This is a genomic window from Mesorhizobium erdmanii USDA 3471 (assembly GCF_000472705.1).
Classification (GTDB): Bacteria; Pseudomonadota; Alphaproteobacteria; order Rhizobiales; family Rhizobiaceae; genus Mesorhizobium; species Mesorhizobium erdmanii.
In genome coordinates, this window is sequence record NZ_AXAE01000011.1 from 196,200 (window position 1) to 222,015 (window position 25,816).

Annotated in this window: 24 protein-coding genes; 11 read left to right on the top strand and 13 right to left on the bottom strand. The window is 61.5% G+C overall.

The features are described from left to right. Nucleotides 1–6 precede the first annotated feature (6 nt). Nucleotides 7–828: an ABC transporter ATP-binding protein gene (locus A3AU_RS0106105; protein ID WP_051355287.1), complete on the bottom strand. Its 822-nt coding sequence runs from the start codon at nucleotides 826–828 to the stop codon at nucleotides 7–9. Nucleotide 829: 1 nt separating this feature from the next. Further along, nucleotides 830–2,017 carry an MlaE family ABC transporter permease gene (locus A3AU_RS0106110; RefSeq protein ID WP_027052001.1) on the bottom strand — a complete coding sequence of 396 codons (1,188 nt, stop codon included), beginning with the start codon at nucleotides 2,015–2,017 and terminating at the stop codon, nucleotides 830–832. A gap of 78 nt (nucleotides 2,018–2,095) precedes the next feature. Between A3AU_RS0106110 and dgcA the strand changes: the two genes are divergently transcribed. Further along, nucleotides 2,096–3,079 (top strand): N-acetyl-D-Glu racemase DgcA, encoded by a 984-nt coding sequence (gene dgcA, locus A3AU_RS0106115; protein WP_027052002.1) that lies wholly within the window; start codon nucleotides 2,096–2,098, stop codon nucleotides 3,077–3,079. Here the strand turns inward: dgcA and A3AU_RS0106120 are convergent. Together A3AU_RS0106120 and A3AU_RS0106125 are read right to left on the bottom strand one after the other, a co-directional pair. Beyond that, nucleotides 2,999–4,264, bottom strand: coding sequence for an MFS transporter (locus A3AU_RS0106120; protein ID WP_027052003.1), 1,266 nt, complete (start codon nucleotides 4,262–4,264; stop codon nucleotides 2,999–3,001). The genes dgcA and A3AU_RS0106120 overlap by 81 nt on opposite strands. Before the next feature lie 123 nt (nucleotides 4,265–4,387). Beyond that, complete coding sequence (locus A3AU_RS0106125) at nucleotides 4,388–5,167, bottom strand: UDP-2,3-diacylglucosamine diphosphatase (RefSeq protein ID WP_032916885.1); 780 nt, start codon at nucleotides 5,165–5,167, stop codon at nucleotides 4,388–4,390. Between the two features lie 151 nt (nucleotides 5,168–5,318). Here A3AU_RS0106125 and A3AU_RS0106130 point away from each other — a divergent pair, with 151 nt between their 5' ends. From A3AU_RS0106130 to A3AU_RS0106150, 4 genes are all read left to right on the top strand, one after another. Then, on the top strand, nucleotides 5,319–6,098 hold the full coding sequence (locus A3AU_RS0106130; protein ID WP_027052005.1) for an SDR family oxidoreductase: 780 nt from the start codon (nucleotides 5,319–5,321) through the stop codon (nucleotides 6,096–6,098). A 161-nt stretch (nucleotides 6,099–6,259) separates the two neighbouring features. After that, complete coding sequence (locus tag A3AU_RS0106140; protein ID WP_027052006.1) at nucleotides 6,260–8,584, top strand: NADP-dependent malic enzyme; 2,325 nt, start codon at nucleotides 6,260–6,262, stop codon at nucleotides 8,582–8,584. A 184-nt stretch (nucleotides 8,585–8,768) separates the two neighbouring features. Next, nucleotides 8,769–9,449, top strand: coding sequence for an outer membrane protein (locus tag A3AU_RS01000000134970; RefSeq protein ID WP_032916887.1), 681 nt, complete (start codon nucleotides 8,769–8,771; stop codon nucleotides 9,447–9,449). Between the two features lie 73 nt (nucleotides 9,450–9,522). Next, entirely contained in the window at nucleotides 9,523–10,731 is a 1,209-nt protein-coding gene (locus tag A3AU_RS0106150) for a DUF2865 domain-containing protein (RefSeq protein ID WP_027052007.1), read from the top strand. Here the strand turns inward: A3AU_RS0106150 and gltX are convergent. The 3 genes from gltX to A3AU_RS0106165 form a co-directional block, all read right to left on the bottom strand. Next, nucleotides 10,649–12,022 (bottom strand): glutamate--tRNA ligase, encoded by a 1,374-nt coding sequence (gene gltX, locus A3AU_RS0106155; RefSeq protein ID WP_027052008.1) that lies wholly within the window; start codon nucleotides 12,020–12,022, stop codon nucleotides 10,649–10,651. The genes A3AU_RS0106150 and gltX overlap by 83 nt on opposite strands. Before the next feature lie 138 nt (nucleotides 12,023–12,160). Continuing rightward, nucleotides 12,161–13,333 carry a hypothetical protein gene (locus A3AU_RS0106160; RefSeq protein WP_027052009.1) on the bottom strand — a complete coding sequence of 391 codons (1,173 nt, stop codon included), beginning with the start codon at nucleotides 13,331–13,333 and terminating at the stop codon, nucleotides 12,161–12,163. A 225-nt stretch (nucleotides 13,334–13,558) separates the two neighbouring features. After that, nucleotides 13,559–15,364: an ABC transporter ATP-binding protein gene (locus tag A3AU_RS0106165; RefSeq protein ID WP_027052010.1), complete on the bottom strand. Its 1,806-nt coding sequence runs from the start codon at nucleotides 15,362–15,364 to the stop codon at nucleotides 13,559–13,561. Nucleotides 15,365–15,497: 133 nt separating this feature from the next. On the opposite strand from A3AU_RS0106165, the gene A3AU_RS1000000138805 reads away from it, so the two are divergent. Next, nucleotides 15,498–16,298, top strand: a complete 801-nt coding sequence (locus A3AU_RS1000000138805) for a hypothetical protein (RefSeq protein ID WP_154674530.1) — start codon at nucleotides 15,498–15,500, stop codon at nucleotides 16,296–16,298. A 96-nt stretch (nucleotides 16,299–16,394) separates the two neighbouring features. Here A3AU_RS1000000138805 and A3AU_RS0106175 read toward each other — a convergent pair whose 3' ends face one another. Then, nucleotides 16,395–16,634 carry a DUF6471 domain-containing protein gene (locus A3AU_RS0106175; RefSeq protein WP_032916890.1) on the bottom strand — a complete coding sequence of 80 codons (240 nt, stop codon included), beginning with the start codon at nucleotides 16,632–16,634 and terminating at the stop codon, nucleotides 16,395–16,397. A gap of 102 nt (nucleotides 16,635–16,736) precedes the next feature. Here A3AU_RS0106175 and A3AU_RS0106180 point away from each other — a divergent pair, with 102 nt between their 5' ends. Together A3AU_RS0106180 and A3AU_RS0106185 are read left to right on the top strand one after the other, a co-directional pair. Next, nucleotides 16,737–17,720 carry an IS1595 family transposase gene (locus A3AU_RS0106180; RefSeq protein WP_027052013.1) on the top strand — a complete coding sequence of 328 codons (984 nt, stop codon included), beginning with the start codon at nucleotides 16,737–16,739 and terminating at the stop codon, nucleotides 17,718–17,720. 97 nt (nucleotides 17,721–17,817) lie between these two features. Beyond that, a complete protein-coding gene (locus A3AU_RS0106185; protein ID WP_051355288.1) occupies nucleotides 17,818–18,819 on the top strand; it encodes a ParA family protein in 1,002 nt (333 codons plus the stop codon). 2 nt (nucleotides 18,820–18,821) lie between these two features. Here A3AU_RS0106185 and A3AU_RS0106190 read toward each other — a convergent pair whose 3' ends face one another. The 3 genes from A3AU_RS0106190 to A3AU_RS0106205 form a co-directional block, all read right to left on the bottom strand. Next, nucleotides 18,822–19,250, bottom strand: coding sequence for a hypothetical protein (locus A3AU_RS0106190; protein ID WP_027052015.1), 429 nt, complete (start codon nucleotides 19,248–19,250; stop codon nucleotides 18,822–18,824). 394 nt (nucleotides 19,251–19,644) lie between these two features. Further along, the gene (locus A3AU_RS0106200) at nucleotides 19,645–21,321 is read right to left on the bottom strand and encodes an NAD+ synthase (RefSeq protein WP_027052016.1); all 1,677 of its coding nucleotides are present in this window, start codon (nucleotides 21,319–21,321) and stop codon (nucleotides 19,645–19,647) included. Nucleotides 21,322–21,429: 108 nt separating this feature from the next. After that, nucleotides 21,430–22,146 carry a DNA-3-methyladenine glycosylase I gene (locus A3AU_RS0106205; protein WP_027052017.1) on the bottom strand — a complete coding sequence of 239 codons (717 nt, stop codon included), beginning with the start codon at nucleotides 22,144–22,146 and terminating at the stop codon, nucleotides 21,430–21,432. Nucleotides 22,147–22,234: 88 nt separating this feature from the next. On the opposite strand from A3AU_RS0106205, the gene A3AU_RS0106210 reads away from it, so the two are divergent. After that, nucleotides 22,235–22,798 (top strand): DUF1003 domain-containing protein, encoded by a 564-nt coding sequence (locus A3AU_RS0106210; RefSeq protein ID WP_027052018.1) that lies wholly within the window; start codon nucleotides 22,235–22,237, stop codon nucleotides 22,796–22,798. Further along, nucleotides 22,795–23,382, top strand: coding sequence for a DedA family protein (locus tag A3AU_RS0106215; protein ID WP_027052019.1), 588 nt, complete (start codon nucleotides 22,795–22,797; stop codon nucleotides 23,380–23,382). The genes A3AU_RS0106210 and A3AU_RS0106215 overlap by 4 nt, the downstream gene beginning before the upstream one ends. Before the next feature lie 30 nt (nucleotides 23,383–23,412). On the opposite strand, the gene A3AU_RS0106220 is transcribed toward A3AU_RS0106215, so the two are convergent. Then, nucleotides 23,413–23,772 carry a diacylglycerol kinase gene (locus tag A3AU_RS0106220; RefSeq protein WP_027052020.1) on the bottom strand — a complete coding sequence of 120 codons (360 nt, stop codon included), beginning with the start codon at nucleotides 23,770–23,772 and terminating at the stop codon, nucleotides 23,413–23,415. Nucleotides 23,773–23,850: 78 nt separating this feature from the next. Then, nucleotides 23,851–24,267, bottom strand: coding sequence for a GFA family protein (locus A3AU_RS0106225; RefSeq protein ID WP_027052021.1), 417 nt, complete (start codon nucleotides 24,265–24,267; stop codon nucleotides 23,851–23,853). Nucleotides 24,268–24,680: 413 nt separating this feature from the next. Here A3AU_RS0106225 and A3AU_RS0106230 point away from each other — a divergent pair, with 413 nt between their 5' ends. Next, nucleotides 24,681–25,751, top strand: a complete 1,071-nt coding sequence (locus A3AU_RS0106230) for a diguanylate cyclase (protein ID WP_027052022.1) — start codon at nucleotides 24,681–24,683, stop codon at nucleotides 25,749–25,751. Nucleotides 25,752–25,816: the final 65 nt, after the last annotated feature.

The following is a 25,816-nucleotide window of genomic DNA, read 5'->3' on the forward strand; positions in this document are numbered from 1 at the left end:
TTATGGCTATGCACGTGCGGCAAGATCAAGTTGTCGGGCGCGCTTTCCGCGGAAATAAGACTTTACCCACGGTTCCTCGCTCTTCAGCATGTCGTCTATGGTGCCTTCGACCAGCACTTTCTTGTTGCCGAGCACGGCAACGCGGTCACAAGCCGTGAACAGCGTGTCGAGGTCGTGCGTGACCATGTAGACGGTCAGGTCCATCGTATCGCGCAGCTTGACGACCAGTTCGTCGAACTCCGCCGCGCTGATCGGATCGAGGCCCGACGTCGGCTCGTCGAGAAAGACGATGTCCGGATCGAGTGCCAAGGCGCGCGCAAGTGCTACGCGCTTGATCATGCCGCCCGACAGCTCGGAGGGAAATTTCCGCGCCGCATCCGGCGGCAGCCCGACCAGCTCGATCTTCAGCAGAGCCAGCTCGTCCATCAGCTTTTTCGGCAGGTCGAGATATTCGCGCATCGGCACCTGCACGTTCTCCTGCACGGTCAGGGCCGAAAACAGCGCGCCATGCTGGAACAGCACGCCAAGCCGCATGTCGACGCGAAGGCGCTCCATGTCGCTCGCTTTATCGACATCGACGCCGAACAACTTGATCGTTCCGGATTGCTTGCGCAGCAGGCCAAGGATTGTACGCAACAGCACCGATTTGCCAGCACCCGAGGCGCCGACAAAGCCCAGTATCTCGCCGCGCCTGATGTCGAGGGACAGCTTGTCGAGGATGAGCTTGTCGTCAAGGGACACCGTGATGTCGTGCGCGGAAAGCACGATATCGCCCTCGTCCGCGTTGCCGACCGCTGTGCTCGCCAGCTTCCTGTCTCGCAGCTTCATCTCAGAACTCGATCGCTGCGTAGAAGATGGCGAAAAGCCCATCCAGGATGATGACGATAAAGATCGACTTCACCACCGACGCTGTCACGTGCTGGCCGAGCGATTCGGCGCTGCCGCCGACCTTCATACCCTCGACCGAGGCGATCGTGCCAATGATCATGGCCATGAAGGGCGCCTTGATCAGGCCGGCAAAGATGGTGCTGAGGTCGATGGCGACGCGCAGCCGGTCGATAAACGCCGCCGGGGTGATGCCGGAATAAAGCCAGGCGGCGGCCATACCGCCGCCAAGTGCGGCGAAATTGGCGATGATGGTCAGGCAAGGCAAGGCGATGACAAGCGCGACCAGCCGCGGAAACACAAGAACGCCGATCGGGTTGAGGCCGATGACCTTCAGCGCGTCGACCTCCTCACGCATCTTCATCGAGCCGATCTCAGCGGTGATCGCGCTGCCGGAGCGGCCGGCGATCATGATGGCCGTCATCAGCACGCCGAGCTCGCGCAGGATCAGCACGCCGACCAGGTCGACGACCAGCAGGTCGGCGCCGAAATAGCTGAGCTGGTAGGCGCCTTGCTGGGCGACGATGGCTCCAACGATCGCCGACATCAGCACAACCACCGGAATGGCGCCGACCCCCATGCGATCGATCTGGTTGAAAATCGCCGCCGGGTTGACGCCGTGGCCGCGGCCGAGCTTCATCTGCGCGCCGCGAATGGTGGCACCCAGAATATTCATCGAAGCGAGGAAATCGTCACGCATCTCGTAGACGCGTCGGCCGATCAGCTCCAGTGCCCGAATGACGATGTTGGGCGGTCGCTCCGGCCCGGATTCGGGCTCGCGCCGGACAGCTTCGGCGACCGCGTCGAGCAGGATGGAAGCGATCTCGCTTTGGCCCTGCATCCGAACCTCGACGTTCTTCTTCTCGAAGGCGCTGACCAGCCGGTCGATCAGCCAGGCACCAGCGGTGTCGATCTTCTCGATATGAGAAAGATCCAGCGCCAAGGTCTTGAAGCCGCTTCGTTTCTCGATGCTGCGCATGTCGGCGTCGATCAGCGCCACGGTCCGCGTCGTCCAGATTCCGGAAAACGCGCAGCCGAGAACGCCGCCCTCCTCGCCAACAGCCACACGCGGTTGGTGGTCAGCCTCCGAGGCGGCGGTGCCGCTTGCGTCGCGCTTGCCGATGGTCAACATGGCGTCCTGTTTAGCCTGATGGGTCCGACCTTGTCGATTTGCCGACAACCCTATCTCGCACAGCCGGAGCAGAAAAATATGGCGCGTGTCATTTCGGTTGAGGCGGAACGTTTTCCCATCGCCGGCACCTTTACCATTTCGCGCGGCTCCAAGACCGAGGCCGAGGTCATCACCTGCACGATCAGCCAGGATGGTCATAGCGGTCGCGGCGAATGCGTTCCCTACAAACGCTACGGCGAGACCATGGACGGCGTGCACGCCGCGATAGAGGCCATGCGCGAGCCGGTCGCCAGCGGCATCGGCCGCACCGCCCTGCTCGGCGCCATGCCGGCGGGAGCCGCCCGCAACGCCGTCGATTGCGCCCTGTGGGACCTCGAAGCCAAGATCAGCGGCAAGCCGGTGGCGAACGCGATCTGGCCGGCTTCGCCGCATCCGCTCGAAACCGCCTACACGCTATCGCTGGGCGAACCCGAGGCGATGGCCGCCCAGGCCCGTGCCAACGCCGGACGACCGCTGCTGAAGGTCAAGATCGGCGGTGACAACGACATCGCCCGCATCCGGGCGGTGAGGCAGGCCGCGCCTCGAAGCCGAATCATCCTCGATGCCAACGAGGGCTGGACCGACGATAACATCGTCGCGAATCTCGCCTTTGCCGCGGAGCAAGGCATTGCGCTCGTCGAGCAGCCCCTGCCCGCCGGCCAGGACGAGATCCTGCGCCACATCGCGCATCCGCTGCCGATCTGCGCCGATGAAAGCGTGCATGAGGCGAAGAACCTTGAAACACTGGTCGGCCTCTACGATGCCGTCAACATCAAGCTCGACAAGTCCGGCGGACTGACGGCGGCGCTCCTGCTGCGTGACCGCGCCCGCGAACTGGGGTTTGGCATCATGGTCGGCTGCATGGTCGGCACGTCGCTGGCGATGGCGCCGGCGGTGCTGCTCGCCCAGGACGCCGATTTCGTCGACCTCGACGGTCCGCTGCTACTTGCCCGCGACCGTGTGCCGGGTCTCGTCTACCAGGGGTCGCTCGTTTCCCCCCCGGACCGGCAGCTTTGGGGCTGAGCGCGCCGCAAATCCGATCAGCGCCAAGCCGACGATCGCGATCGGGATCATCGCCCAGAAACCATTGACGCCGAGACGGTCGTAGAGCGGGCCGGACGCAAGCGTGACGGCAGCCATGAAGAAGCCGTTGAAGAAATAGGCGATGCCTTGCGCGGCACCCGTACGCTCCTCGGAGACGGTCTCGGCGATCATTTTCTGCAGACCGATCAGCACCATCGCGACCGACACCGAATGCAGCGACTGGACGGCGAAGAAGCCGGCTGTGCCCAGGCCGAACGGCCATACCAATGGAAAGATTATCCAGCGCACGATCGAGCCGATGCCGGCGATCGCCATCACCTTGACGACGGACACGGAGGCGAAAATACGATTGAAAAACAAAAACATGCAGACTTCGGACACGACCCCCCAGGCCCACAGGAGGCCGACCACGGAATCGCTGATGCCGATCGACTTCCAGTAGATGGAAACGAAGCCGTAGAGGAAGGCGTGGCTGGCGGTGATGATGCCGACGCCAAAGGTGAAGTAGAGGAAATAGGCGTTGAACAGGCTCGGCGCCGCGTGCTGGATTTCCGCCGCCGACAACGGCGAGGCCTTGCGCGGCCGCCCCATGCACGGCGCGAACAGGGCAGCGCCAAGCGCCGCGGCTAGCGCCAGGACTATGATCACCGGCACGGCTTTGGCTCCAGCCGCCGCCAGGATGAACCCGCCCACGACATTGGCGCAGAGATAGGAGATCGAACCCCATTTGCGCATAGCGGTGTAGTTCGAGCCGAAGCGGCGCACCCCGGACAACGCCAGCGAATCGGCCATGGGCGAGTGTGGCGTCCACACGATCGTCAAAAGCAGCGATACGACCAGCACGATCGCATAGGTCGCCGGCAGGAAATAGCCGGTCGATATGATCATCGTTGCCGCGACCAGCGCGATATAGACGTTGGCGCGGTCCTTCGCCCGGTCGGCAAGTGCCGTCAGCATCGGCGTCGTCACGACGCGCAGGAACATCGGCGCGGCAAGGATCACGGCGATCTGTTCGGCGCCGAAACCTTTCGCCTGCAGCCACAGCGGAAAATAGGGCAGATGCGTGCCTTGCGACACGAACAACGTCGCGAAAATCAGACTCATGCGCAGTTCGAAATGGCGCGGCTTGACGAGCTGTTCTGGCGAAAGCGGCGGCAGGGACATGAATCGATCCAATTACGCCGCGTACGATCGGCCGGCGACGTGGATCGAACCCTTAACATGGCGGAAAACCAGACGAAACCGGCTGGACCAATCGATCAACGTTAAAAACGTCGCGCCTTCCCCTCAGGCCGCCTGCCCGACCCGATCGATGAGCATCGGGATGAAGGGTTCGTCCAGCGACTCCGGCAGCACCTGCGCCCAGGTCAGGATTTCCATCCGGCCATCGAAGTGCTCGACCACGGCCGTGCAGCTTTCCACCCAGTCGCCGGTGTTGATGTAGCGCACGTCATCGAAATTCTCGATCGCGGCATGGTGGATATGGCCGCAGATGACGCCATCGACATGCGATCGGCGGGCCTCTTCGGTCAACACGGTCTGGAACGAGCCGATGAAATTGACGGCTTTCTTGACCTTGACCTTGGCCCAGGACGAGAACGACCAGTAAGGCAGGCCGAGCAATTGGCGCAACCGCGTCACCACGCGGTTGACGATCATCGCCGTGTCATAGGCATGATCGCCGAGATAGGCGAGCCAGCGTTGATTGTGGACGACGGTGTCGAACTGGTCGCCATGGATGACGAGCATGCGCTTGCCGTCGGCTGTTTCATGGATGGCGCGGTCGGCGACGACGATGCCGCCGAAATGCACGCCCTGGAACTGGCGCGCGAATTCGTCGTGGTTGCCGGCGATATAGGTGATGTTGGCGCCCTTGCGGGCCTTGCGCAGCAATTTCTGCACGACGTCATTGTGGCTTTGCGGCCAGTGCCAGCTCCGCCGCAGCCGCCAGCCGTCGACGATATCACCGACCAGATAGATGATGTCGGCATCGTGGTAGCGCAGGAAATCGATCAGGAATTCGGCCTTCGCCGCCTTCGAGCCGAGATGGACATCGGAAATGAACATGCTGCGGAAAGTGCGGGGCTCTTGGCCTGACATCGCGATTTCACCTTGCTTTCGCGCAGCCTATGCCCCGATTCATGCAACAACCGTATGACGGTTGCGATTGGTCCAGCCTAGGGACTAGCTTGCCGGGCAAATCACAGGAGAAATCGTCATGGATCTCGGTATCCGCGGGAAGAAGGCCATCGTCTGCGCTTCGAGCAAGGGGCTTGGAAAAGGCTGCGCCATGGCGCTGGCCGAGGCCGGTTGCGATATCGTCGTCAACGGCCGCAACGCCGAGCTGGTGGCGAAAACCGCCGCCGAGCTGCGCCAGCGCTATGGCGTGACGGTGACGGAAGTCGTCGGCGACGTTTCGAAGCCGGAGGTGCAGAAGGCGCTGCTCGCCGCCTGTCCCGAACCCGACATCCTGGTCAACAACAATGGCGGCCCGCCGCTTCGCGATTTCCGCGAGCTCGATCGCGCGAAGATCCTCGAAGGCGTCACCCAGAACATGGTGACGCCGATCGAACTGGTGCAGGCCGTTGTCGACGGCATGGCGAAGCGCGGCTTTGGCCGCATCGTCAACATCACCTCGCTGTCGGTCTACGTCCCTATCCCTGGCCTCGACCTGTCGTCGGGCGCGCGCGCCGGCCTGACCTCGTTCCTTGCCGGTGTGGCGAGAACGGTGATCGACCGCAACGTCACCATCAACAGCCTTCTGCCGGGCAAGCTCGACACCGACCGGCTGCGCGGTCCGCATGAAGCCGGCACCGTGGAAGATCCAGCCGCGGCAGCCGCCCGCAAGACCCGCATCAGCGCCGACGTGCCGGCCAAGCGGCTCGGCACGCCGGAGGAGTTCGGCCAGATCTGCGCCTTCCTGTGCTCGGTCCATGCCGGCTATCTGACGGGCCAGAACATACCGGTCGATGGCGGTCTCTACGTCAGCGCCTTCTGATCACCTTGGATGGCGAAACCGAAGAAAATCCGTCCAAGTAGCTGAAATAGATCGGATATTCCTGTCTCGCCAATGTGAAGCGCGATTGCGTCATTTGGCGTCTCGAAAAACCGCGGCCGCATGCTAAGAAGGGTTTGAGACAGAGCGCAGGGAGGGCCGGAATGAGCGGCGAGAACAAGAACACGGCACGTTCGGACCTCGACGAAGCCGCCCTCTACTTCCACAAGCACCCGACCCCGGGAAAACTCGAAATCCAGGCAACCAAGCCGCTCGGCAACCAGCGCGACCTGGCGCTGGCCTATTCGCCGGGCGTGGCGGCCCCTTGCCTGGAGATTCGCGACAATCCGGCGACCGCCGCCGACTATACGGCACGCGCCAACCTGGTCGGCGTTGTCTCTAATGGCTCGGCCGTGCTCGGCCTCGGCAATATCGGCCCGCTGGCCTCCAAGCCGGTGATGGAAGGCAAGGCGGTGCTGTTCAAGAAGTTCGCCGGCATCGATGTCTTCGACATCGAGATCGACGCTCCTGAGATCGAGCGCATGGTGGAAACCGTCGCCGCTCTCGAACCCACTTTCGGCGGCATCAACCTCGAGGACATCAAGGCGCCCGAGTGCTTCGAGGTCGAGGAAAGGCTGAAAGCCCGTATGAGCATACCGGTGTTCCACGACGACCAGCATGGCACCGCCATCATTGTCGCCGCCGCCGTGCTCAACGGGCTGGAATTCGCCGGCAAGACCATATCGGACATCAAGGTCGTCACCTCCGGGGCGGGCGCGGCCGCCCTCGCCTGCCTGAACCTGCTGGTTTCGCTCGGCGTGCGGGTCGAGAATATCTGGGTCACCGACCGTTTCGGCGTCGCCTACAAGGGCCGCGTCGAGGAAATGGATCGCTGGAAAGACCCCTATGTGAAGGACACCGAGGCGCGCACGCTGGCCGATGTAATTCCCGGCGCCGATGTCTTCCTCGGCCTCTCGGCGGCCGGCGTCCTGAAGCCGGAACTGCTGCAGCACATGGCGCCAAAACCATTGATCCTGGCGCTGGCCAACCCCAATCCCGAGATCATGCCGGAAGAGGCACGCGCGGCGCGTCCTGATGCGATGATCTGCACCGGCCGGTCCGATTTTCCCAATCAGGTCAACAATGTCCTGTGCTTTCCCTACATCTTCCGGGGCGCGCTTGATTGTGGCGCCAGCGCCATCAACGAAGAAATGAAGATGGCTGCCGTGCGGGCCATCGCCGCCCTTGCCCGTGAAGAGCCCTCGGACGTCGCCGCGCGCGCCTATTCGGGCGAGACGCCAATCTTCGGGCCCGAATTCCTCATCCCCTCGCCCTTCGACCCCAGGCTCATCCTGCGCATCGCGCCGGCCGTTGCCAAGGCTGCCTGCGACACCGGCGTGGCGACACGGCCGATCACCGATTTCGCCGCCTATATCGACAAGCTCAACCGTTTCGTCTTCCGCTCCGGCCTGGTGATGAAGCCGGTGTTCTCATCCGCCAAGGCATCGAGCGCCAAGCGCGTCATCTATGCCGACGGCGAGGACGAGCGCGTGCTGCGCGCCGCCCAGGTGGTGCTTGAGGAAGGCATCGCCGAGCCGATCCTGATCGGCCGTCCGCATGTCATCGAGGTCAGGCTGAAGCGCTACGGGCTGCGCATCAGGCCGGGCGTCGATTTCGGCCTGATAAACCCGGAAGACGATCCGCGCTACCGCCACTACGTCGATCTCCTGATCGAACTCGCCGGCCGGCGCGGTGTCACGACGGAGGCCGCGCGCACCATGGTGCGCACCGACAACACGGTGATCGCCGCCCTGGCGCTGAAGCGCGGTGATGCCGACGCCATGGTCTGCGGGCTTGAAGGGCGCTTCGAGCGGCACCTGCGCAACGTGACGCTGATCATCGGGCCACGCGCCGGCATCAAGGACCATGACCTGTCGACGCTGTCGATGCTGATCTCGCAACGCGGCATCATTTTCCTCACCGACACCCATGTCTCCGTCGACCCTACGGCCGAGGAGATCGCCGAGATGACCGTGCTGGCGGCCGAGGAAATCCAGCGCTTTGGCATCGAACCGAAGGCGGCCCTTCTGTCACATTCGGATTTCGGCTCGCGCGACTCGCCAAGCGCGCTCAAGATGCGGCATGCAGCGGCTATCCTGGCGCGCATCGCGCCGGAACTGCAGTGCGACGGCGAAATGCATGCCGATTCCGCTTTGTCGGAGCCTCTGCGCCAGCGTGTCTATCCGCATTCGCGGCTGAAGGGCGAAGCCAATCTGCTGGTGTTCCCGAACCTCGATTCGGCCAACATCACGCTGACGGCGCTGCGCGCCATGATGGATGCGCTGCATGTCGGGCCGATCCTGCTCGGCACCGACAAGCCGGCGCACATACTGACGCCGTCGGTCACGTCGCGCGGTGTCGTCAACATGACGGCGCTGGCCGTGGTGGAGGCCGCGCACAAGGCGCAAGCGATCGCCAATCTGGACTAAGCCGATCCCTACGTTTCGCCTTGGCCAACAGGGCAGCTTGCCGTCTTGTGCCGGCCCGTTGCAAAGCCGGGGTGTTGCGGACCGGCAACTTGCGATTGCGGAAATTCGGCGGCCGACGGAAGCGGATTTCGCAGGGAAGGCCAACCTGATATTGTTGTGCATCTGATCTGACGGTGAGGACGTCATGAAGGGCCTGCTGTTTGCATCAACATTGCTGTCGCTGATTGGTGGTCAGGCTCTCGCCGCCGACGGCATCAGTGCCGAGCCCGCAACCGTCCACGACTGGTCAGGCGTCTATGTCGGCGGGCAGATTGGCTACGGTTTTGGAACGACCGGCGCGAGTTTCAGCTCGCCCAATACGCCTGGTTTTCAAGCCAGCCAGGACTATGACATAGATGGTTTCTTGGGCGGTATTCAGGTCGGGTATAACTACCAGCTCAATTCGTTGGTTCTCGGCATCGAAGCTGACATTGCGGGAGCGGACATCAAGGGACATTCAGACGAGATCAATGTCGGTGTCCGTGGTGACACATATGACACTAAGGTGGATTGGTTTGGGACGCTGCGTGGCAAGGCTGGGTATGCGTTCGACAGCACCCTGATCTATGGAACCGGTGGCCTGGCTTACGGAAGCGTCGAAAACCGGTATCTTGACGGACCCTTTAATAGCTTTTCAGAGAAGAGCACCAAAACTGGCTGGACCCTCGGCGCAGGGCTGGAGCAGGCATTCACTGATCATTGGTCCGCGAATTTCGAATATCTTTATATCGATCTGCGTAACCAGACCATCGACTATGGTGGCAGCAACACCGAGTTCGACAACACGTTCAGTACGGTTAAGATCGGCATGAACTACAAGTTCTGACAACCATCCGAAATAGACGATTAACCGCGAACGGGGTAGCTTGTCGACCACAGGCAAGCGGGATTGCAGGCGGATGACAAGCGCAGGGTTGAAGCGGGCGCATGCTGCGATGCTGCTCGGCCTGCTGCTGTCCGGCGCCACCATTACCGAGCCACAGGCCGCTTCGCGGGTCTGCCGTCAGCTGGAGGCCGATCTTGCCGCGGCTTCTCGTGGCGGTGACGGTGGTCCGGCCATGATCCGGAAATACGATGCCGCGATCGACCGGCAGCGCGAACAGATCTCTAAGGCCCGCGACCAGGCAAGCAACGCCGGTTGCGGGTTTTCGTTGTTTTCCCGCAACGTCAACCGATGCGCCGGGCTCAACGCCACCATCGAGCGCATGAATGCCAATCTCGACGGTCTGCAGGCCAAGCGTGCCCAACTCGCCGGTGGCGGCGGATCGCGCCGCGACCGTGGCCGTATCCTGGCCGCGCTCGATGCCAATGGCTGCCCTGACGACACGGTTGCGCCACGCCGCGACCCGCTGCAGGAAGCGGACCGCGGAGAAGAAGACGGCACTGCGAACCTGTTCGACCAGCTTTTCGGCAACGACAACCAGCAGAGTGATCCGCTCGACCAGTCAGAGGGTTCCGGCGAGGGACGCAATGTCCGTCGCATACTGAACCAGCCCGGCATTCCCGACTTCCCGAGCAGCGGCGGTGAGTTCCACACCACTTGCGTGCGCACCTGCGACGGCTATTTCTTCCCGATGTCGAACGCCGCCTCGGTCGGCGACTTCGAGCGTGACCAGAAGAATTGCGAATCGAGCTGTCCCGGCACCGAGATGCAGGTCTTCTATTCACGCGGCATGGACGACGATTCGGCCTCGATGACGTCGTCCGCTACTGGCAGGCCTTACGCCGAATTGCCGACCGCCTATCTCTACAAACAGACCAACGTGTCGCGGCCGCCGGCCTGCGGCTGCAATGCCGCGCAGAATTTTCAGATCATTGGCGGCAACCCGCCGCCCCCGCAACAGTCACAGCCCGAAACGGACGCGGCGACGTTCGTTCCCGTGCCGGCATCCAAGCCCGATCCGGGTGCCGACCCGGAGACGTTGGCCAACATGGAAGGCGGGCTCGACCGGGAGGCCATCAAGCGGCTCTCCGCCAAGCCGGTGACGCCGCCCGTGTCGGCTGTACCGCCCGAGCAGCGCAAGGTCAGGGTCGTCGGGCCAACGTTCCTTCCCGACCCATCAGCGGCAATAAATCTGCAAGCTCCGGCCCCGAAGGCAGTCCAGTAAGGGCAAGTCTCAGCGGCATGAACAGCCCCTTGCCCTTGCGCCCGGTCGCTTCCCTGATTTTGCCGGTCCAGTCCTTCCAGACCGTGCCGTTCCAGGGCTCCTCCGGCAGCAGATCGAATGCCTGTCCGAGAAACTCACGATCATCATCGGAGAATTCCGGTCTGTCGCGTGCCCCCTCGCGCAGGATGCGCCACCAGCCTGCCGCGTCGGCCAGCCGGTCGAGATTGCCGCGCACCGCCAGCCAGAACGGCTCGGCCTGTTCGCCCGAGATGCCCAACACCATCAGCCTGTCGCGCGCTTCGTCGAACGGCATATGGTGCAACAGCACGCGGTTCAGCACGAACAGTTCGTCCGGATCGAACTTCGCCGATGATTTCGAGGTCGCCGCGGGGTCGAAATGGCCAGCGAGCTCGGTCAGATCATGCGCGGCCGCGACATTTTCCGACGTGCCGACCAGGACGGCCAGCGAAGCAACGGCCATCGGCTCGATGCCGTCCTCACGCAGGCTCTCGATGGAGAGCGCCCCGGTGCGCTTCGACAGCCCCTCGCCCGACACGGTAGTCAAGAGATTGTGGTGGCCGAAGACAGGCGGCTCGGCGCCCAGCGCCTTGAACAGCGCGATCTGCACACCGGTGTTGGTGACGTGGTCGTCACCGCGGATGACATGGCTGACGCCCATCTCGATGTCGTCGACGACGGAGGGCAGCGTGTAGAGATAAGTGCCGTCCTCGCGCACCAGCACCGGATCCGAGAGCGAAGCGAGATCGACCGTTTCCTCGCCACGCACCAGATCGTTCCAATGGACCTCGGTCCGTTCGGGCTGCAGCGCATCCCCGGTGAAGTTGGGAAGCAGAAAGCGCCAGTGCGGCCGGCGTCCGTCGGCCTGGTATTCGGCCACCTGCTCATGTGTCAGCGCCAAGGCTTCGCGACCATAGACCGGCGGCAAGCCGCGCGTGCGGCGCACCTTGCGCCGGAGATCGAGTTCTTCCGGCGTTTCGTAACAGGCATAGAGAACGCCCGTCGCCTTCAGCCGTTCGACCGCCGCGTCATAAATCTCGAAGCGCCGCGACTGATATTCGGTGGCGTCCGGAAAAATGCCCAGCCAATGCAGGTCGTAGAGGATGGCGTCAGCGAATTCCTGCTTCGAGCGGGCGATGTCTGTGTCGTCGAAGCGCTGGATGAAGCGGCCCTTGTTGTTGAGGGCAAACAGCCAGTTGAACAGAGCGGTGCGCGCATTGCCTATGTGGATGCGGCCGGTCGGTGATGGGGCGAAACGAACGGTAACTGTCATGAGCGGGGCGTACCGGATGCCTTTGTGATTGACAAGATGCGCCCCCGCACCGTGCCGCAGACATAGAACATGGCGCGCGCAATGAAAAGACCGAGGGAAATGCGAGACCTCCCGACAAGATCAGATCATTGGAAGCGATCAGCGGCCGAAGTCGTCGGAGCTGAGGCGGGTCCAGCGGTCGCCCATCAATCCGCCGATGAAGATATCGCCGGAGCGAACCGCTTGCGTGACCTCGGGGATGCGCGAGCGCACCATCGTCCCCCCGGCATAGCGGAAGAAAACATTCTTATAGCTGAAGAGCTGCGGCATGAATCTGCTCTGCGTCTGCCCGATGATGCCGGCGCAACCCATGGTCCACGCGTCCGCGATCAGGCCATCCAGCGTTGCACCCCAGTGAGATCCAGTGGCCTGGATCTGCAAAAGGTTCGCCATGCCGCCAGCCTGTCCGTAGAAAGCGTAGCAACCGAGCATTTTACCGGCTTCGTCGTAGGTCCCGCCGAAGTGAAGCGGGCCATCGGCCCGCTTCTCGGACGCCAGCGCGAGCAGCCGTGGGAGCTCGCCGTCCTGCCAACGCGGTCGGAGCGAGTAGTCGGACACCAGGGTCGGCAACCGCTCCGCAAACTGCGCGGCATCCATAGACTCGCGATGGACCCGGTGTGACGAGGAATGCTGGACGGATGGCTCGAACCTTTTTTTCGTAAAGGCGTCGAATGCCTTGGCGCAAGGATCGAGCGCGAAGCGAGACAGGCTCGGCCATTTGCCGCGCACCACGGCGGAGGCCACCGCGGCCGGCCGGAAAATGCGGGTCCACCCCAGACAATGTGCCGGCAGGAGCTGGTATTTCATCGGACGGGCGAAAGCCAGGGATACCCGGTTGGCTGAATCGGTCAGATACAGATCGAATTCGCCTTGATGCAGGGCACGCAGCAATTGCGGTCCAGCCGAGCCGTGATCGGTGCCGGGATCGGCCATCAGCGGTCCGATGATCGCAGCATTCAACACCGCTCCGTTGAGCTCGTAGCGGGCTTTAAGGACACCGAGGAAGCCACCCAGATCGCCCTGCGGGTTGATCTGGACAAGAGCATTGTTCGCGCCGGACGGGCCGGCAGGGTCGAGATAGATCTTTCGCATATACTCGGCCGTCTCCGCGATCGCGCGATCGAGGAGACGGCGCCGGCGACGAAACTTCGTCAGGAAGAGCGCGGCGACGCGCTCGAGATCTTCTGCTGCAAGCGGTCGAACCGAGCCGTGCTGAGTTGCCAGCACGGTCGGCGCAGCCACCGGTTCGGCATTTGTGGAAACAAGAGGCATCGTGAAGCCGAAATCCTGCGCTGGTCAAATCTGATCCCAGGATAGGCACGTACCATCTCTGGATTGCTTTTGAGTAAATGCAGCACAACCAATGGTAGAGGCAACGTGTCACGGCCAACGTCAAACAAGACGTCTCAAAGCTAGGGATGCCGCATGCGCATAGGTCACTCTAGCGGATAGCGCCTGATGGAAATGGCCTCCGGCCGAAACCGGAGGCCGCCCAATTCAGATGACCAGTCCCTTGGTCAGCTCGAGCGCCTGGCGCTCGAACAGGCGACGGTAGATGCCACCCTTCAGCCGGATCAGCTCGTCATGCGAGCCTTCCTCGACGATGTTGCCGCGGTCGAAGACCAGCAGCCTGTCGAGCGCCCGCACCGTCGATAACCGGTGCGCGATGACCAGAGTCGTGCGGCCGACCATCAGGCGTTCCATCGCCTGCTGGATCAGCACCTCCGATTCCGAATCGAGGCTCGAGGTCGCCTCGTCCAGGATCAGGATGCGCGCATCGGCCAGGAAAGCGCGCGCGATTGCCACACGCTGCCGCTCGCCGCCCGACAGTTTGACCCCGCGTTCGCCGACCAGCGTGCCGTAGCCTTTCGGCAGGCTGGTGATGAAGTCATGCGCGCTCGCCAGGCGTGCGGCATGCTCGATCTCCTCCTGCGTCGCGCTGGGCCTGGCATAGGCGATGTTCTCGGCCAGGGACCGGTGGAACAGGATCGGCTCCTGCTGGACGATGGCGATCTGCCCGCGCAGTGACGCCTGCGCCACCTCGGAGATGTCCTGGCCGTCGATCAGGATCTTGCCGGCATTCACGTCATAGAGCCGCTGGATGAGCTTGACGAAGGTCGTCTTGCCCGAACCCGAGTGACCGACGAGCCCGACACGTTCACCCGGCGCGATATCGACCGAAAAGTCGCGGTAGAGCGGCGACCGGTGACTGCCGTAATGAAAGGTGACATTGTCGAAGTGGATGGCCCCTCGTGTGATCCGGATCGGCTGGGCGCCGGGCAGGTCTTCGATGCCAAGCGGTTCGGACTGGAAATCGACCAGTTCCTCCATGTCGTTGATCGAGCGTTGCAAATTGCGGATATGCGTGCCGATATCGCGCAAATAGCCCTGCAGCACGAAGAACGAGGTCAACACGAAAGCGACGTCGCCGGCGCTCGCCTGCCCCCACGACCAAAGCAGCAGCGCCAGACCGATAACGGCGGCGCGCATGACCAGCAGCAGCACCCCTTGCGTCGTGCCGTTGACGGTGCCGCGCACCCAGGTGCGCCGCGTGCGCGTACGCCATTTGGCGACAACCTTGGCGAGGCGGCGCTCCTCGCGCTCCTCGGCGCCAAAGCCCTTGACCACGGCGTTGCAGCTCACCGCGTCGGCCAGCGAGCCGCCGAGGCGCGTGTCCCAGGTGTTGGCGAGCCGTGCCGCCGGCGCGACATAGCCGAGCGACAGCATCGCCGTCACCATGATGAACAGCACCGAGCCGGCGGCGACGACCACGCCCATCAGCGGCCAGAACCAGCCAAGCAACAGCGTCGAGCCGACGAGCATGACCACCGACGGCAGTAGCGCGATCAGGATGGTGTCGTTGAGCAGATCTAGCGCCCACATGCCGCGCGTCACCTTGCGCACGGTCGAGCCGGCAAACGAGTTGGCGTGCCAGTCGGTGGAAAAGCGCTGGACACGATGGAAGGCATCGGCGGCGATCTCGGCCATCATCTTCAGCGTCAGTTCGACGATGCCCATGAAAGCAAGGTTGCGCAGCACCACGCCGGTCAATGCCAGGGCCATCAGGATGAAGAACGCCGTCATCGCGGCATTCCAGGCAATGGCGTCCGCGCCGGCGCTGCTGGCGACGGCATCGACCAGCCGGCCGGAATAGAGCGGCGTCAGGACGTCTGCCAACGTCGACAGCAGGAAACCACCCATGATCAGCGAAAGCCGCCAGGGCTGGCGCCGCCAATGGATGAAGGTGAAACCCAGAACGCTGCGAAAGGCGCTCGCGCGCAAATCGATCTTGAAACGAGCCATGATGTCATTCGGGCGCAAACGAGCCCGATCCCAGTAAGGTCGAAAATTGCGGTATTATGGCGCAAACGCCACGGGCCAATCGAAGCCACTATTCCTAGATCACAGGAGGGAACCGTGAGCTAGGAGAAGCGCCGTGCGGGCGCAAGCGGCATTGGCCGCATTAATCAGCATCATTGCCGTAGCGGTGATATCTAGCGAATTCGGCCGCTATGAAGCGACCGATACAAATTCGCTTGGACAACCTCACGTCGACCCAGACATAGTCAAGGTTGACGCTATTGTAGCGGTGACAAAACTGGGTGCGCCTGGTTTTCCCAAAACCGTCGTCATAGATGACGATCCCCCAGACATACAGGAAACGATCAGTTTCCTCCCACAATTCGCCCGGGTCGGTACTGCCGATTTCCCTAACGTTGATTTCTATGCCGCCCTGAATCATGTGCCCGGAAGGCGGAAGTACGTTTCGCCCCTCGCATTTAGTCTCATCCGGATGGAAGTCATCCAGTCGCTTATCCATGCTGAACTCGTGTTCGATCCGCCACTTTATTTCTCGGGCGGGCAAGTTACCGGCGTTGGATATTTTGATTTGCGCCACGCATTGGAATGGCCCCTTGTCTCCAGGGAGACGGGCGCGCCCGCGTTCGTTATGCGCATGCACGCCATATGGTTCTACGCTCAAGTAGGCACGTTGGAGCGTTCTAGTGTCTTCCGCAGCCGTCTCGCGAATCCGGCGGGTTTCCAGCCAGAGGAGCACGGTGGATCCACCAAGAACTATGGTGAACGCGGCAAGGACAGCCGTAAAGAAAGCGACCGGGTCAGTCGTCAACCGTATCCAGAAGGTTTCATCGAGTGGCTGCTTAAGGTCGCTGGCGCCGCTGGCTTGATCATACTGGGCATTCCCTTGGCCTTGTTCTTGAACAAGGGGATGGAATAGATATCCAACGTTCAGAGTGATGAGCCAGACATAGCTCCAAAACAGGAGCAATACGGCCATCCGGCGTAACCATACCCGCATTGCGCCCCTCGACCGCTAGATATCCTCTAGCGTTACGCCCTCACGGCCAGTGGCGGCAAGGGCCGCCAAGAAGAAATGCGCGGACATAGTTGCGCGCGCCAGTTTGTTGGCGATGCTTGCCTTTGTTTCATTGAAGCCGTGCGCTTTGAGCCGTTCCGCCAGGTCGTCATATGTCAGGTCTGCGCGCTTCAGCTCGACCTTCAGATGACGCGCGGCACGTTCGGCCCATTCCTTCTCGGTCTTTGCGAATGTCATGCGGTTTCCAATCTCATATTCGGAGACTGGTTATCATATACGATAATTTCATGTTGACAATGATACCACATACGGTAAGGTGTTCTCAGAAACGAGAACACCGTGGCCCAACATTTCCTCCTCTCTTCGGCAGCAAAGACCCTGAGCCTCGCTCAGGTCTTCCGCATGTCCGATGCGGAAGCGGAAACGGTGTTCCGCAAGGTCCGTTGGTCTGAGACGAATGGCGAACCGGTTTGCCCGGCATGCGGCGGCGTCGATGCTTACGATTGCCGCCGCCCGAATGGCGCCAGCCGCTTCCGTTGCCGCGCTTGCCAGAAGGATTTCAGCATTACCTCCGGCACGCTCTTCGCCTCGCACAAGCTGCCCCTGCGCGGCTATCTGGCGGCCATTGCGATCTTCTGCAATGAGGTCAAGGGCAAGAGCATGCTCGCCATGTCTCGCGACCTGGGCCTGTCCTACAAGGCGGCTTTCGTTCTCTGCCACAAGATGCGCGAAGCGATGGCGGAGGAAATGAAGGGTCGCAGCATCGGCGGCGAAGGCAAGGTTGCCGAGGTCGATGGCGGCTATTTCGGCGGCTACGTGAAACCGGCCAACCGCAAGGAAAACCGTATCGACCGGCGGCTTTTGGAAAACCAGAACGGCAAGCGCAAGTCCGTCATCATCATCCGCGAGCGCAACGGCAATTCGTTGCCGGCAGTGTTCGGCACGGAAGGCGCGGCGCTGAATTGGATCAAGTCGCGGATCGTAGACGGCACGGTCGTCAACGCCGACGAAGCGGCGTCATGGAATGGCCTGCATTCGCGGTTCGAAATGAAGCGCATCAACCATCAAGAGGCTTACAGCGCGGACGGCGCTTGCACCAATATGGCCGAGGGATATTTCAGCCGGCTGCGTCGCGCCGAAGTCGGCCACCATCATCATATCGCTGGCGTCTATCTGCTCCGCTACGCTCAGGAAGCGGCATGGCGCGAAGACAACCGTCGCAACACCAATGGCGAACAAGTCCAACGCGTGGCCGGCAATGCCTTGAAGCGTAAGCCTTCGGTCGATTTCACCGGCTACTGGCAGCGCCGCAAGGCGGCGTAAAAGGCGGAAAAATTACCAGAAAACCGAAGCGCCCTACTTCAACGCGTGGTAAAAGCATTCTAGTTTGCTCAAACCATCAGATGGCAGCGGGGAATTCATGCGTTATGCAGTTTGGAATAACAAGGGTGGCGTTGGCAAGACTTTCCTATCATTTGTCCTTGCCACAGAGATCGCTCACACCAGGAATATCCCGGTGGTACTGGTCGATATGTGTCCGCAAGCGAACTTGTCAGAGATCGTTCTAGGTGGCAATGGCATCGGGTCTGAGCGCCTCGACAAATACATCAAGGACAGAATAACAATAGGCGGATATTTCGATTCTCGTATTAATTCACCGCACTCCAAGACCGGCAAGGAAGTCGATTACCTCCTTGACGCAAGGTTGATCAACGAAAATCTGCCTAAGGGCATCTATTTGATTGCGGGAGATCCCAGTCTTGAATTGCAGGCGCAGGTTATTAATCAGATCAGTAGCCAAACTCTGCCGGTCGAGACATGGAAGAATGTGCACGGGTGGGTGGCCGATCTAGTTGACGAATGCAAGAAGAAACTTGGTCCGGAGACGATGGTTTTTATCGACTGCAACCCAAGTTTCTCGGCCTATACCGAGCTATCTATGGTTTCCGCCGATGCGTTGATTGTGCCCTGCTCAAGTGATGGTTCATCCGCGCGCGCGATCGATAACGTCGGCTCTCTATTGTACGGGGTCATGAAGGGTGCCGACTATGGCGCGGCGAACTTCTCAGGCAAGGCAAAGCAGTTCAATATTAAGCTGCCGGATGTGCACTCCGTCGTTCTCAATAGGTCAACGCAATATAGCAAAAAGGCGAGCAAGGCGTTCGGGGCAATGTTCGAAGAAATAAGACGACGTGTTGATGCCCTTAAGAAGGTCGCACCAAATTATTTTGCGAATGGCGGCCCTTATTTTGAGGACGTTCCTGATAGTCACTCGGTTGCAATCGTCTGTTCCCACCATGGTATGCCGCTATATGCTTTGAAGCCGGGACGGTATGATGTTCACGACACAGAGCCGCAGGTAAATTCGGAGCCGTTAGAGCGATATAAGGACGCCGTCGCCAAGTTCGTAAAGACGATCTAGCCTTACAGCGCCCTCGCTAGCGTCCAGCGCCGTGGCCGCCCCTCATGCACGGTCACGTCGCGGTTGTATTTGAGCGACGCGCTTACCGCACCGTACATCAACTCAATCTCGGCCCGTGTAGGCTCCGCAACGCCCTTGGAGCGCAGCAAGGCTATGCCGATCTCCTCCGCGCTCATTGGTGCCGTGGCGGCCCTGAGAACGCCTAGGGCGGCCCGTATGACATGGCCACGCTTGAAGTGCGGGTTAGGGTTGTTCCGACGCTTCGGCGCGATGGTGCGGGCATTGAAGCCCGGTTCCAGCATGTGAAGCACAGCCTCGACATGCTTCATGTCTTCGATGAGCTTTAGGGCTTGGGCCTTGTTGTCTTTGATCCTGCCGCCGATTTCGGCGTGAAGGCGGAGCAGGGCGTAAAGGGCGGGTTTGTGATCCATGGCCGAAATGTAGGCTCAGGCTGGATTCACTTCTTCTGGCGTTTGCGCCATAATACCGGAAAATTGAAGAAGCCGCGCAAAAGCTGGCGATTGCCCAGAAGCGGAATGGCATAGTTTGGCGTCACGCCCGTAATCAGGCGGTGATCGGCATCGGCATAGGCCTGTGCTCAATCCGGCGCCGAGACGAAGGGTGAACCTTCGCGGAGCGCCTGAGGAGACCTAGGCTTCGCGGCCTCGCATTACCATGTGAAATACTGCCATTCGGACCTCCCGCAAATGTATCGCGGAACGGCCCTTATAGAGGCGCCCTGATGCATCGCCAAGATCGAGGCCCGCCCAAAAGCCTATCTGGTCCAAGCACTGATGTTATTTTGCAACAAGGACGACCTGCGCTTTACCCGCGGTCCCTGAAACGGTTGGTGATGGGATAGCGGCGGTCGCGGCCGAAATTCTTCCGGGTGATCTTCACGCCCGGCGCCGCCTGCCGGCGTTTGTACTCGGCGATATAGAGCAGGTGCTCGACGCGCGTCACCGTCGCCCGGTCATGGCCGCGCGCGACGATGTCGTCGACGCCCATCTCGTTCTCGACCAGGCATTCGAGGATGTCATCCAGCACCGGATAGGGGGGCAGCGAATCCTGGTCGGTCTGGTTCTCGCGCAGTTCCGCCGACGGCGCCTTGTCGATGATGTTCTTCGGGATCACCTCGCCCGAGGGCCCGAGAGCGCCCGGCGGCACATGGCTGTTGCGCCAGCGCGACAGCGCGTAGACCTGCATCTTGTAGAGATCTTTTATCGGATTGAAGCCGCCATTCATGTCGCCATAGAGCGTGGCGTAGCCGACCGACATCTCGCTCTTATTGCCCGTGGTGACCACCATCGAGCCGAACTTGTTGGAGATCGCCATCAGGATTGTGCCGCGCGCGCGGCTCTGCAGATTTTCCTCGGTGATGCCTTCCTTGGTGCCTTCGAAAAGCTGCGTCAGCGTATGCAGAAAACCTTCGACCGGCTCGAAGATCGGCACGATGTCGTAGCGGCAGCCGAGCGCGCGGGCGCAGTCCTCGGCGTCCTTCAGCGAATCCTTCGACGTATAGCGGTAGGGCATCATCACCGCGCGCAGTCGCTCCTCGCCGAGCGCATCGACGGCAAGGGCAGCACAAATCGCCGAATCGATGCCGCCCGACAGGCCGAGCACCACATTCTTGAAGCCGTTCTTGTTGACGTAGTCGCGCAGGCCCAGCATGCAGGCGCGATAGTCGGCCTCCTCCCGCTCGGGGATCTTCGACATCGGCCCTTCCGAACAGACCCAATGATCGCCTTGGCGTTTCCAGATGGTGACGTCGACCGCGTCCTCGAACTGGCTCATCTGGAAGGCGAGCGTCCTGTCGGCGCCGATGGCGAAGGAGGCACCGTCGAAGATCAGCTCGTCCTGCCCGCCGAGCTGGTTGGCGTAGATCATCGGCAGGCCGCATTCGATGACTTGCTTGATGACGACCTGATGGCGCACGTCGATCTTGGCGCGATAATAGGGCGAGCCGTTTGGCACCAGCAGCATTTCGGCGCCGCTTTCGGCCAGCGTCTCGCAGACCGCGACGTCACCCCAGATGTCCTCGCAGATCGGAATGCCCAGCCGCACGCCGCGGAAGTTGACCGGCCCCTGCAGTTCCGGCCCGGCCTGGAAGACACGTTTTTCGTCGAACTCACCATAGTTCGGCAGGTCGAGCTTGTAGCGTTCGGCGATGATCTTGCCGCCATCGGCGACGATGATCGAATTGTGCGTGCCGCTCTTGCGCTTCAGGGGCGTGCCGATGATGACGCCAGGGCCGCCATCGGCAGTGTCGGCGGCAAACTCCTGCGCCGCCCGCTCGCATGTCTTCAGGAAGGCCGGCTTCAGCACCAGATCCTCCGGCGGATACCCGGCAAGGAAAAGCTCGGTATAGAGCACGAGATCGGCGCCCTGGCGCGCGGCGTCCGCCCTCGCCTCTCGCGCCTTGGCTAGGTTGCCGGCGACATCGCCGACGGTCGGGTTGAGCTGGGCGATGGCGATGCGCAGGATGTCGGGCTTCTTGGTCATGCCTGCTGACTTAGCGCGGCGGAATTCGCCCCGCAATGGCGTTCGTTTGGACCAATCCAACGTGGTCGATTGAGGTCAATCCCGTCTCGGCCGACAGGCGATCGACGATCAATCCTCGCCCATATACTCGCGCAACGACTGCGGCGAATGGTTCTCGCCGATCGACATCGCCAGGATGCGCGAAATGTGCCGGCGCGGCAGCCTCGTGTCTGCCACCCACTGATTGATCTGGGCCTGGATCTTGTCGAGATCCCTCTTCGAGGTCGGGCTTTCGGCGATGTCGAGGCCCGCGTCACGAAGCGCTGCCGCCATGTCGCTCGAAATGACAAAGGCATCCCAACCCAGCCAGCGTAGGAAATACTGTCCGGTATTGCCACCCAGCCGGCTGCCATGCTTGCCGAGGTAGGCCATCAGCCCGACCTGGTCGTCGGCAGGCCAGTTGGCCAGGAATTCGCCGAAGCCGCCATGTTCCTTGGAGACGCGTTCGACGAAGGCCGCGTTGTCGCGGACGGACTTGATCTTCTGCGGGTTGCGCACGATGCGCTGGTCGGAAGCCAGATCGTGCCAGAAATCGTCAGGCTGGAACAACAGCCGCTTCGGCTCGAAGTGCAGGAACGCCTCCTCGAATCCCGGCCACTTCTGTTCGATGACGCGCCAGACAAAACCGGCGGCAAATATGCGCTCAGCCATGGTCGAAAGAATGCGGTCGTCCGCGATATCGGCGACGGCGGCATTGTCGGGCACGGGTCCCAGCAGCGACGAAAGCTCCGCCTCGCCGCCCTTGCGTTTTGCCGCGCGCTGGCGAATTTTCTGGAAATCGGTCATGGGTTCCTCACCTTAGCCCCAGATGTAACACTTCCCGTGAGGGCCTGCAGCCTCTACGTCTTATGGCAGGCAAGCCTTGGAGACGGCCATGTACAAGACAATCGACGATCTGGCGAACCGCTGGCTCAAGCGACGGCCGGACGGCCTCAGCCAGTTGGAAAGCCGGGTGCTGCAATCGACACTCGAGCGCACCACCATATCGCGGGACACCAACAAGGCGGTCGCTTCCCACCAGACCTTCGGTGACCGCCTCGCCGATACGATCGCTCGCATCGGCGGCTCCTGGTCCTTCATCCTGGGTTTTCTGGCCTTCCTGACCGTCTGGACCGTTGGCAATGTCTGGCTTTTGACGCGCGACGCCTTCGACCCCTACCCGTTCATCTTCCTCAACCTGGTGCTGTCGATGGTCGCCGCCTTGCAGGCGCCGGTGATCATGATGGCGCAGAACCGCCAGACCGAGCGCGACCGCATCGACGCCGCCCACGATTACGAGGTCAATCTGAAGGCCGAGATCGAGATCATGGCGCTCCATGAAAAGCTCGACGAACTGCGCCACAGCCAGATCATCGGCATGCGCGACGAGATCGTGCGGCTGGCCGAGACGGTCAAGCGCATCGACGAAAGGCTGACGCCGCAGCAGTCGGCTTCATGACTGACGCGATCCACCACTTCATCGAGCAATATGGGCTCATTGCGGTCTTTCTCGGCTGCGTCGCCGAAGGCGAGAGCGCCGCGATTCTTGGTGGCTTCTTCGCCCACCAGCATGTCTTCGTCCTGTGGCATGCCATGGTCGCCGCGGCCCTCGGCGCCTTCACCGGCGACACCTGCTTCTTCATCCTTGGGCGCAGTTTCGCCGATCATCGCTATGTCAAAAGGCTGCGCCGGCGCCCCGGTTTCAGTCGGGCCTATCGCCTGCTCAACACCCACCCCAACATCTTCGTGCTGTCGAACCGCTATATCTACGGCATGCGACTGGTCGGCGGCATCGCGGCTGGCCTTTCGACCATACCGATGCCGCGCTTTGTCATCCTCAACGCCATCTCATCGGCAATCTGGGCGGCGCTGTTCATCACCATCGGCTATGTCTTTGGACTTGGCGCCGAACACTTCATCGGTCAGGCGCTATTGCGGCACGAGCGGTTGTTCATCGGGCTAGGCATCGGCTTGACGGTAGCGATCCTTGCCTGGTTCATCGCCGGCCACATCGCCAAGCGGGAACGTCGCCGGGAGCAGTGACGCCGCCGGCCGCCATGGCCGCTCGGAAAGTCAGATGGGAAAGCCGGTGACCCGCTCGATGAGCGCGATACCCCAGACCCCGGCGACGATGACCACCGAAATCAGCACCGCCAGCGAGCCACAGTCCTTGGCCAATTGGATGTCGACATTGAACTCACGGCTGAACGCATCACAGGCCGCCTCGATGCCGGTGTTCAACACCTCGACCATGATCAGGAGCAGCACCGCGCCGATGAGCAGGCCGTAGCCACGCCACGAAACCGAAACGAACCATCCGGCTGGCAAGGCCAACGCCAACAGCATCAACTCCTGCTGGAAAGCTTTCTCATGGGCGGCCAGTTTGCGAAACGCCCGCACCGAATTGATAAATGCATCGATCAGCCGCTGCATGCCCAAGTCCCTCTCCGAGTCACCGGCACGGGATAAAGCAATGGCCCGATCAAGGGAATAAGACAGCCCGCCCAAAATTCATTCGGCAACCGCTATCGAAGGCGTCGATTTTTCAAACTGCGGCAGCCCGTCGTCGATCGAATAATAGTCGCCCTTGTCGGCGACGAAGATATGACAGTCGGCCTTGAGACCCGTCGGTCCGTCGAACGCTCCCGCCATGACCGAAATATAGTCTTGAGTCCTTGGCTTCCAGAAAAGCACGGACCCGCATGTCCTGCAAAAGCCGCGACTGGCGAAAGCGGACGCTTCATACCAGGTGATGCTTTCCGTACCTTCGATCACGATGTCGGCGTCGGCAACATTGGTCGCGGCATAGAAATGCCCGCTTTGCTTCCGGCATTGCGAGCAATGACAGTAGACGACCCCCCGCAGCGCTCCACTTGTGCGGAAGCGGACCGCTCCGCACAGGCATGATCCATGGTGGCTGTCGCTCATTTCGGCACCCCTAGGCAAACCTCGTCCAACTCGATTGCCAGGATTCCAGCTTTGCGGTGGGTGTGCGCAAGCAAATACGACATCGATTGGCGTGGTAAAATCGATATATGGTGCCATCTCCAGCAGCGCGCCGCTCGGATTTCGAGTTCAAAGTCGCCAAACCGTGCTCCACTTCGCGATAATGGTGCAGAAATTTACGCATCTACAGCCACAGGTAGAGGATAACCTGCAGAAGCCGTGCGGATTAAGGAAACTTTAGCGCTACCGCATTTATAGTCATGTCAAGCGAAGGTCGCGGGTGGGGACGCGCCTCTTCGCAAGATGTTCCGGACTATCGGGTCGCGCTCCCCAGCTCGGCGATCAATGGAACCCGCAAATTCCGCGTGGGATCCGAGGGGAAGAGTGGTTCAGACATGCAGCCGGCAGCAGCCCCAACCGAACGAAGCACCGATATCGCGGCCACGGTTGTGGCGACCATGCGCCAGCTTGGCGTGCTCGGTCTGCCCCGTAACTACGAGATTTTCTACGAGGCCTTGAGCGGCACCAACCGCGAGCTCAGCCTCGCTGTGCTCTCGCTGAGCAACCGGCCGACACAGGACGAGTTGGACAAGATCGGCCGTTCTTTCTTCGCCCAGAACCACGGTCCGGGTATCGTCGAGCATGCTCGGGACGTCATCGCCAGGGAGCTCGAGGAAGTCGCATCGCTGCTGCGCAGCGAACGCAGCCACATTGAGAAATACGGCAGGATCCTCGATGAGACCTCGAGCGGCTTGAGCGGCCGCAGCCTGCTCTCCCAGGATCTTCTGCAGAAGATCGCCAACGCCATGTCGGTCGCCACCAGTTCGACCATCGATCACGGCCGGCAGGTCGCCTCGATGCTGAGCGACAAGACGGCGGAACTCGAGAGCGTCAAGTCGAAGCTCGAGGAATACAAGCGCCTGGCCGACACGGATCCATTGACCCAGATCTGGAACCGCCGCGCCTTCGACAAGGAGATCACCCGGATCTACACGAGCAACAAAGGTATCCTGTTCAATGCCCTGATCCTCGCCGACATCGATCGGTTCAAGGATATCAACGACCGCTACGGCCATCCCGTCGGCGACAAGATCATCCAGATCATCGCCGAGATCTTCCAGACCAGCATTCGCGGCGACATGTTCGTCGCCCGCACGGGCGGCGAGGAATTCGCACTGATCATCGAGGGCGCCAGCGAAGATGCAACCTACGAGATCGCCGAGCGCATTCGCTCGCTGATCGAGCAGACGCCGTTCACCAGCAGCCAGACCGGCACGAATTACGGCACCGTGACGGTATCGATGGGCATCTGCATGGCATCGGAGGCCGAAGGCCCGGAGGACCTCTACACCAAGGCCGACCGGGCGCTCTACCGTTCGAAAGTGAGCGGACGCAATCGCGTCACCAAGCATTCGACGATGGCCGGTCGCCCCGGCAAGAGCTGGCTACTCTACAAGAAGGACTGACGCCGTAGTTCTTGCCGATCGCTGAAACAGAAAAGGCGCCCGATCTCCCAGGCGCCTTTTCGTTA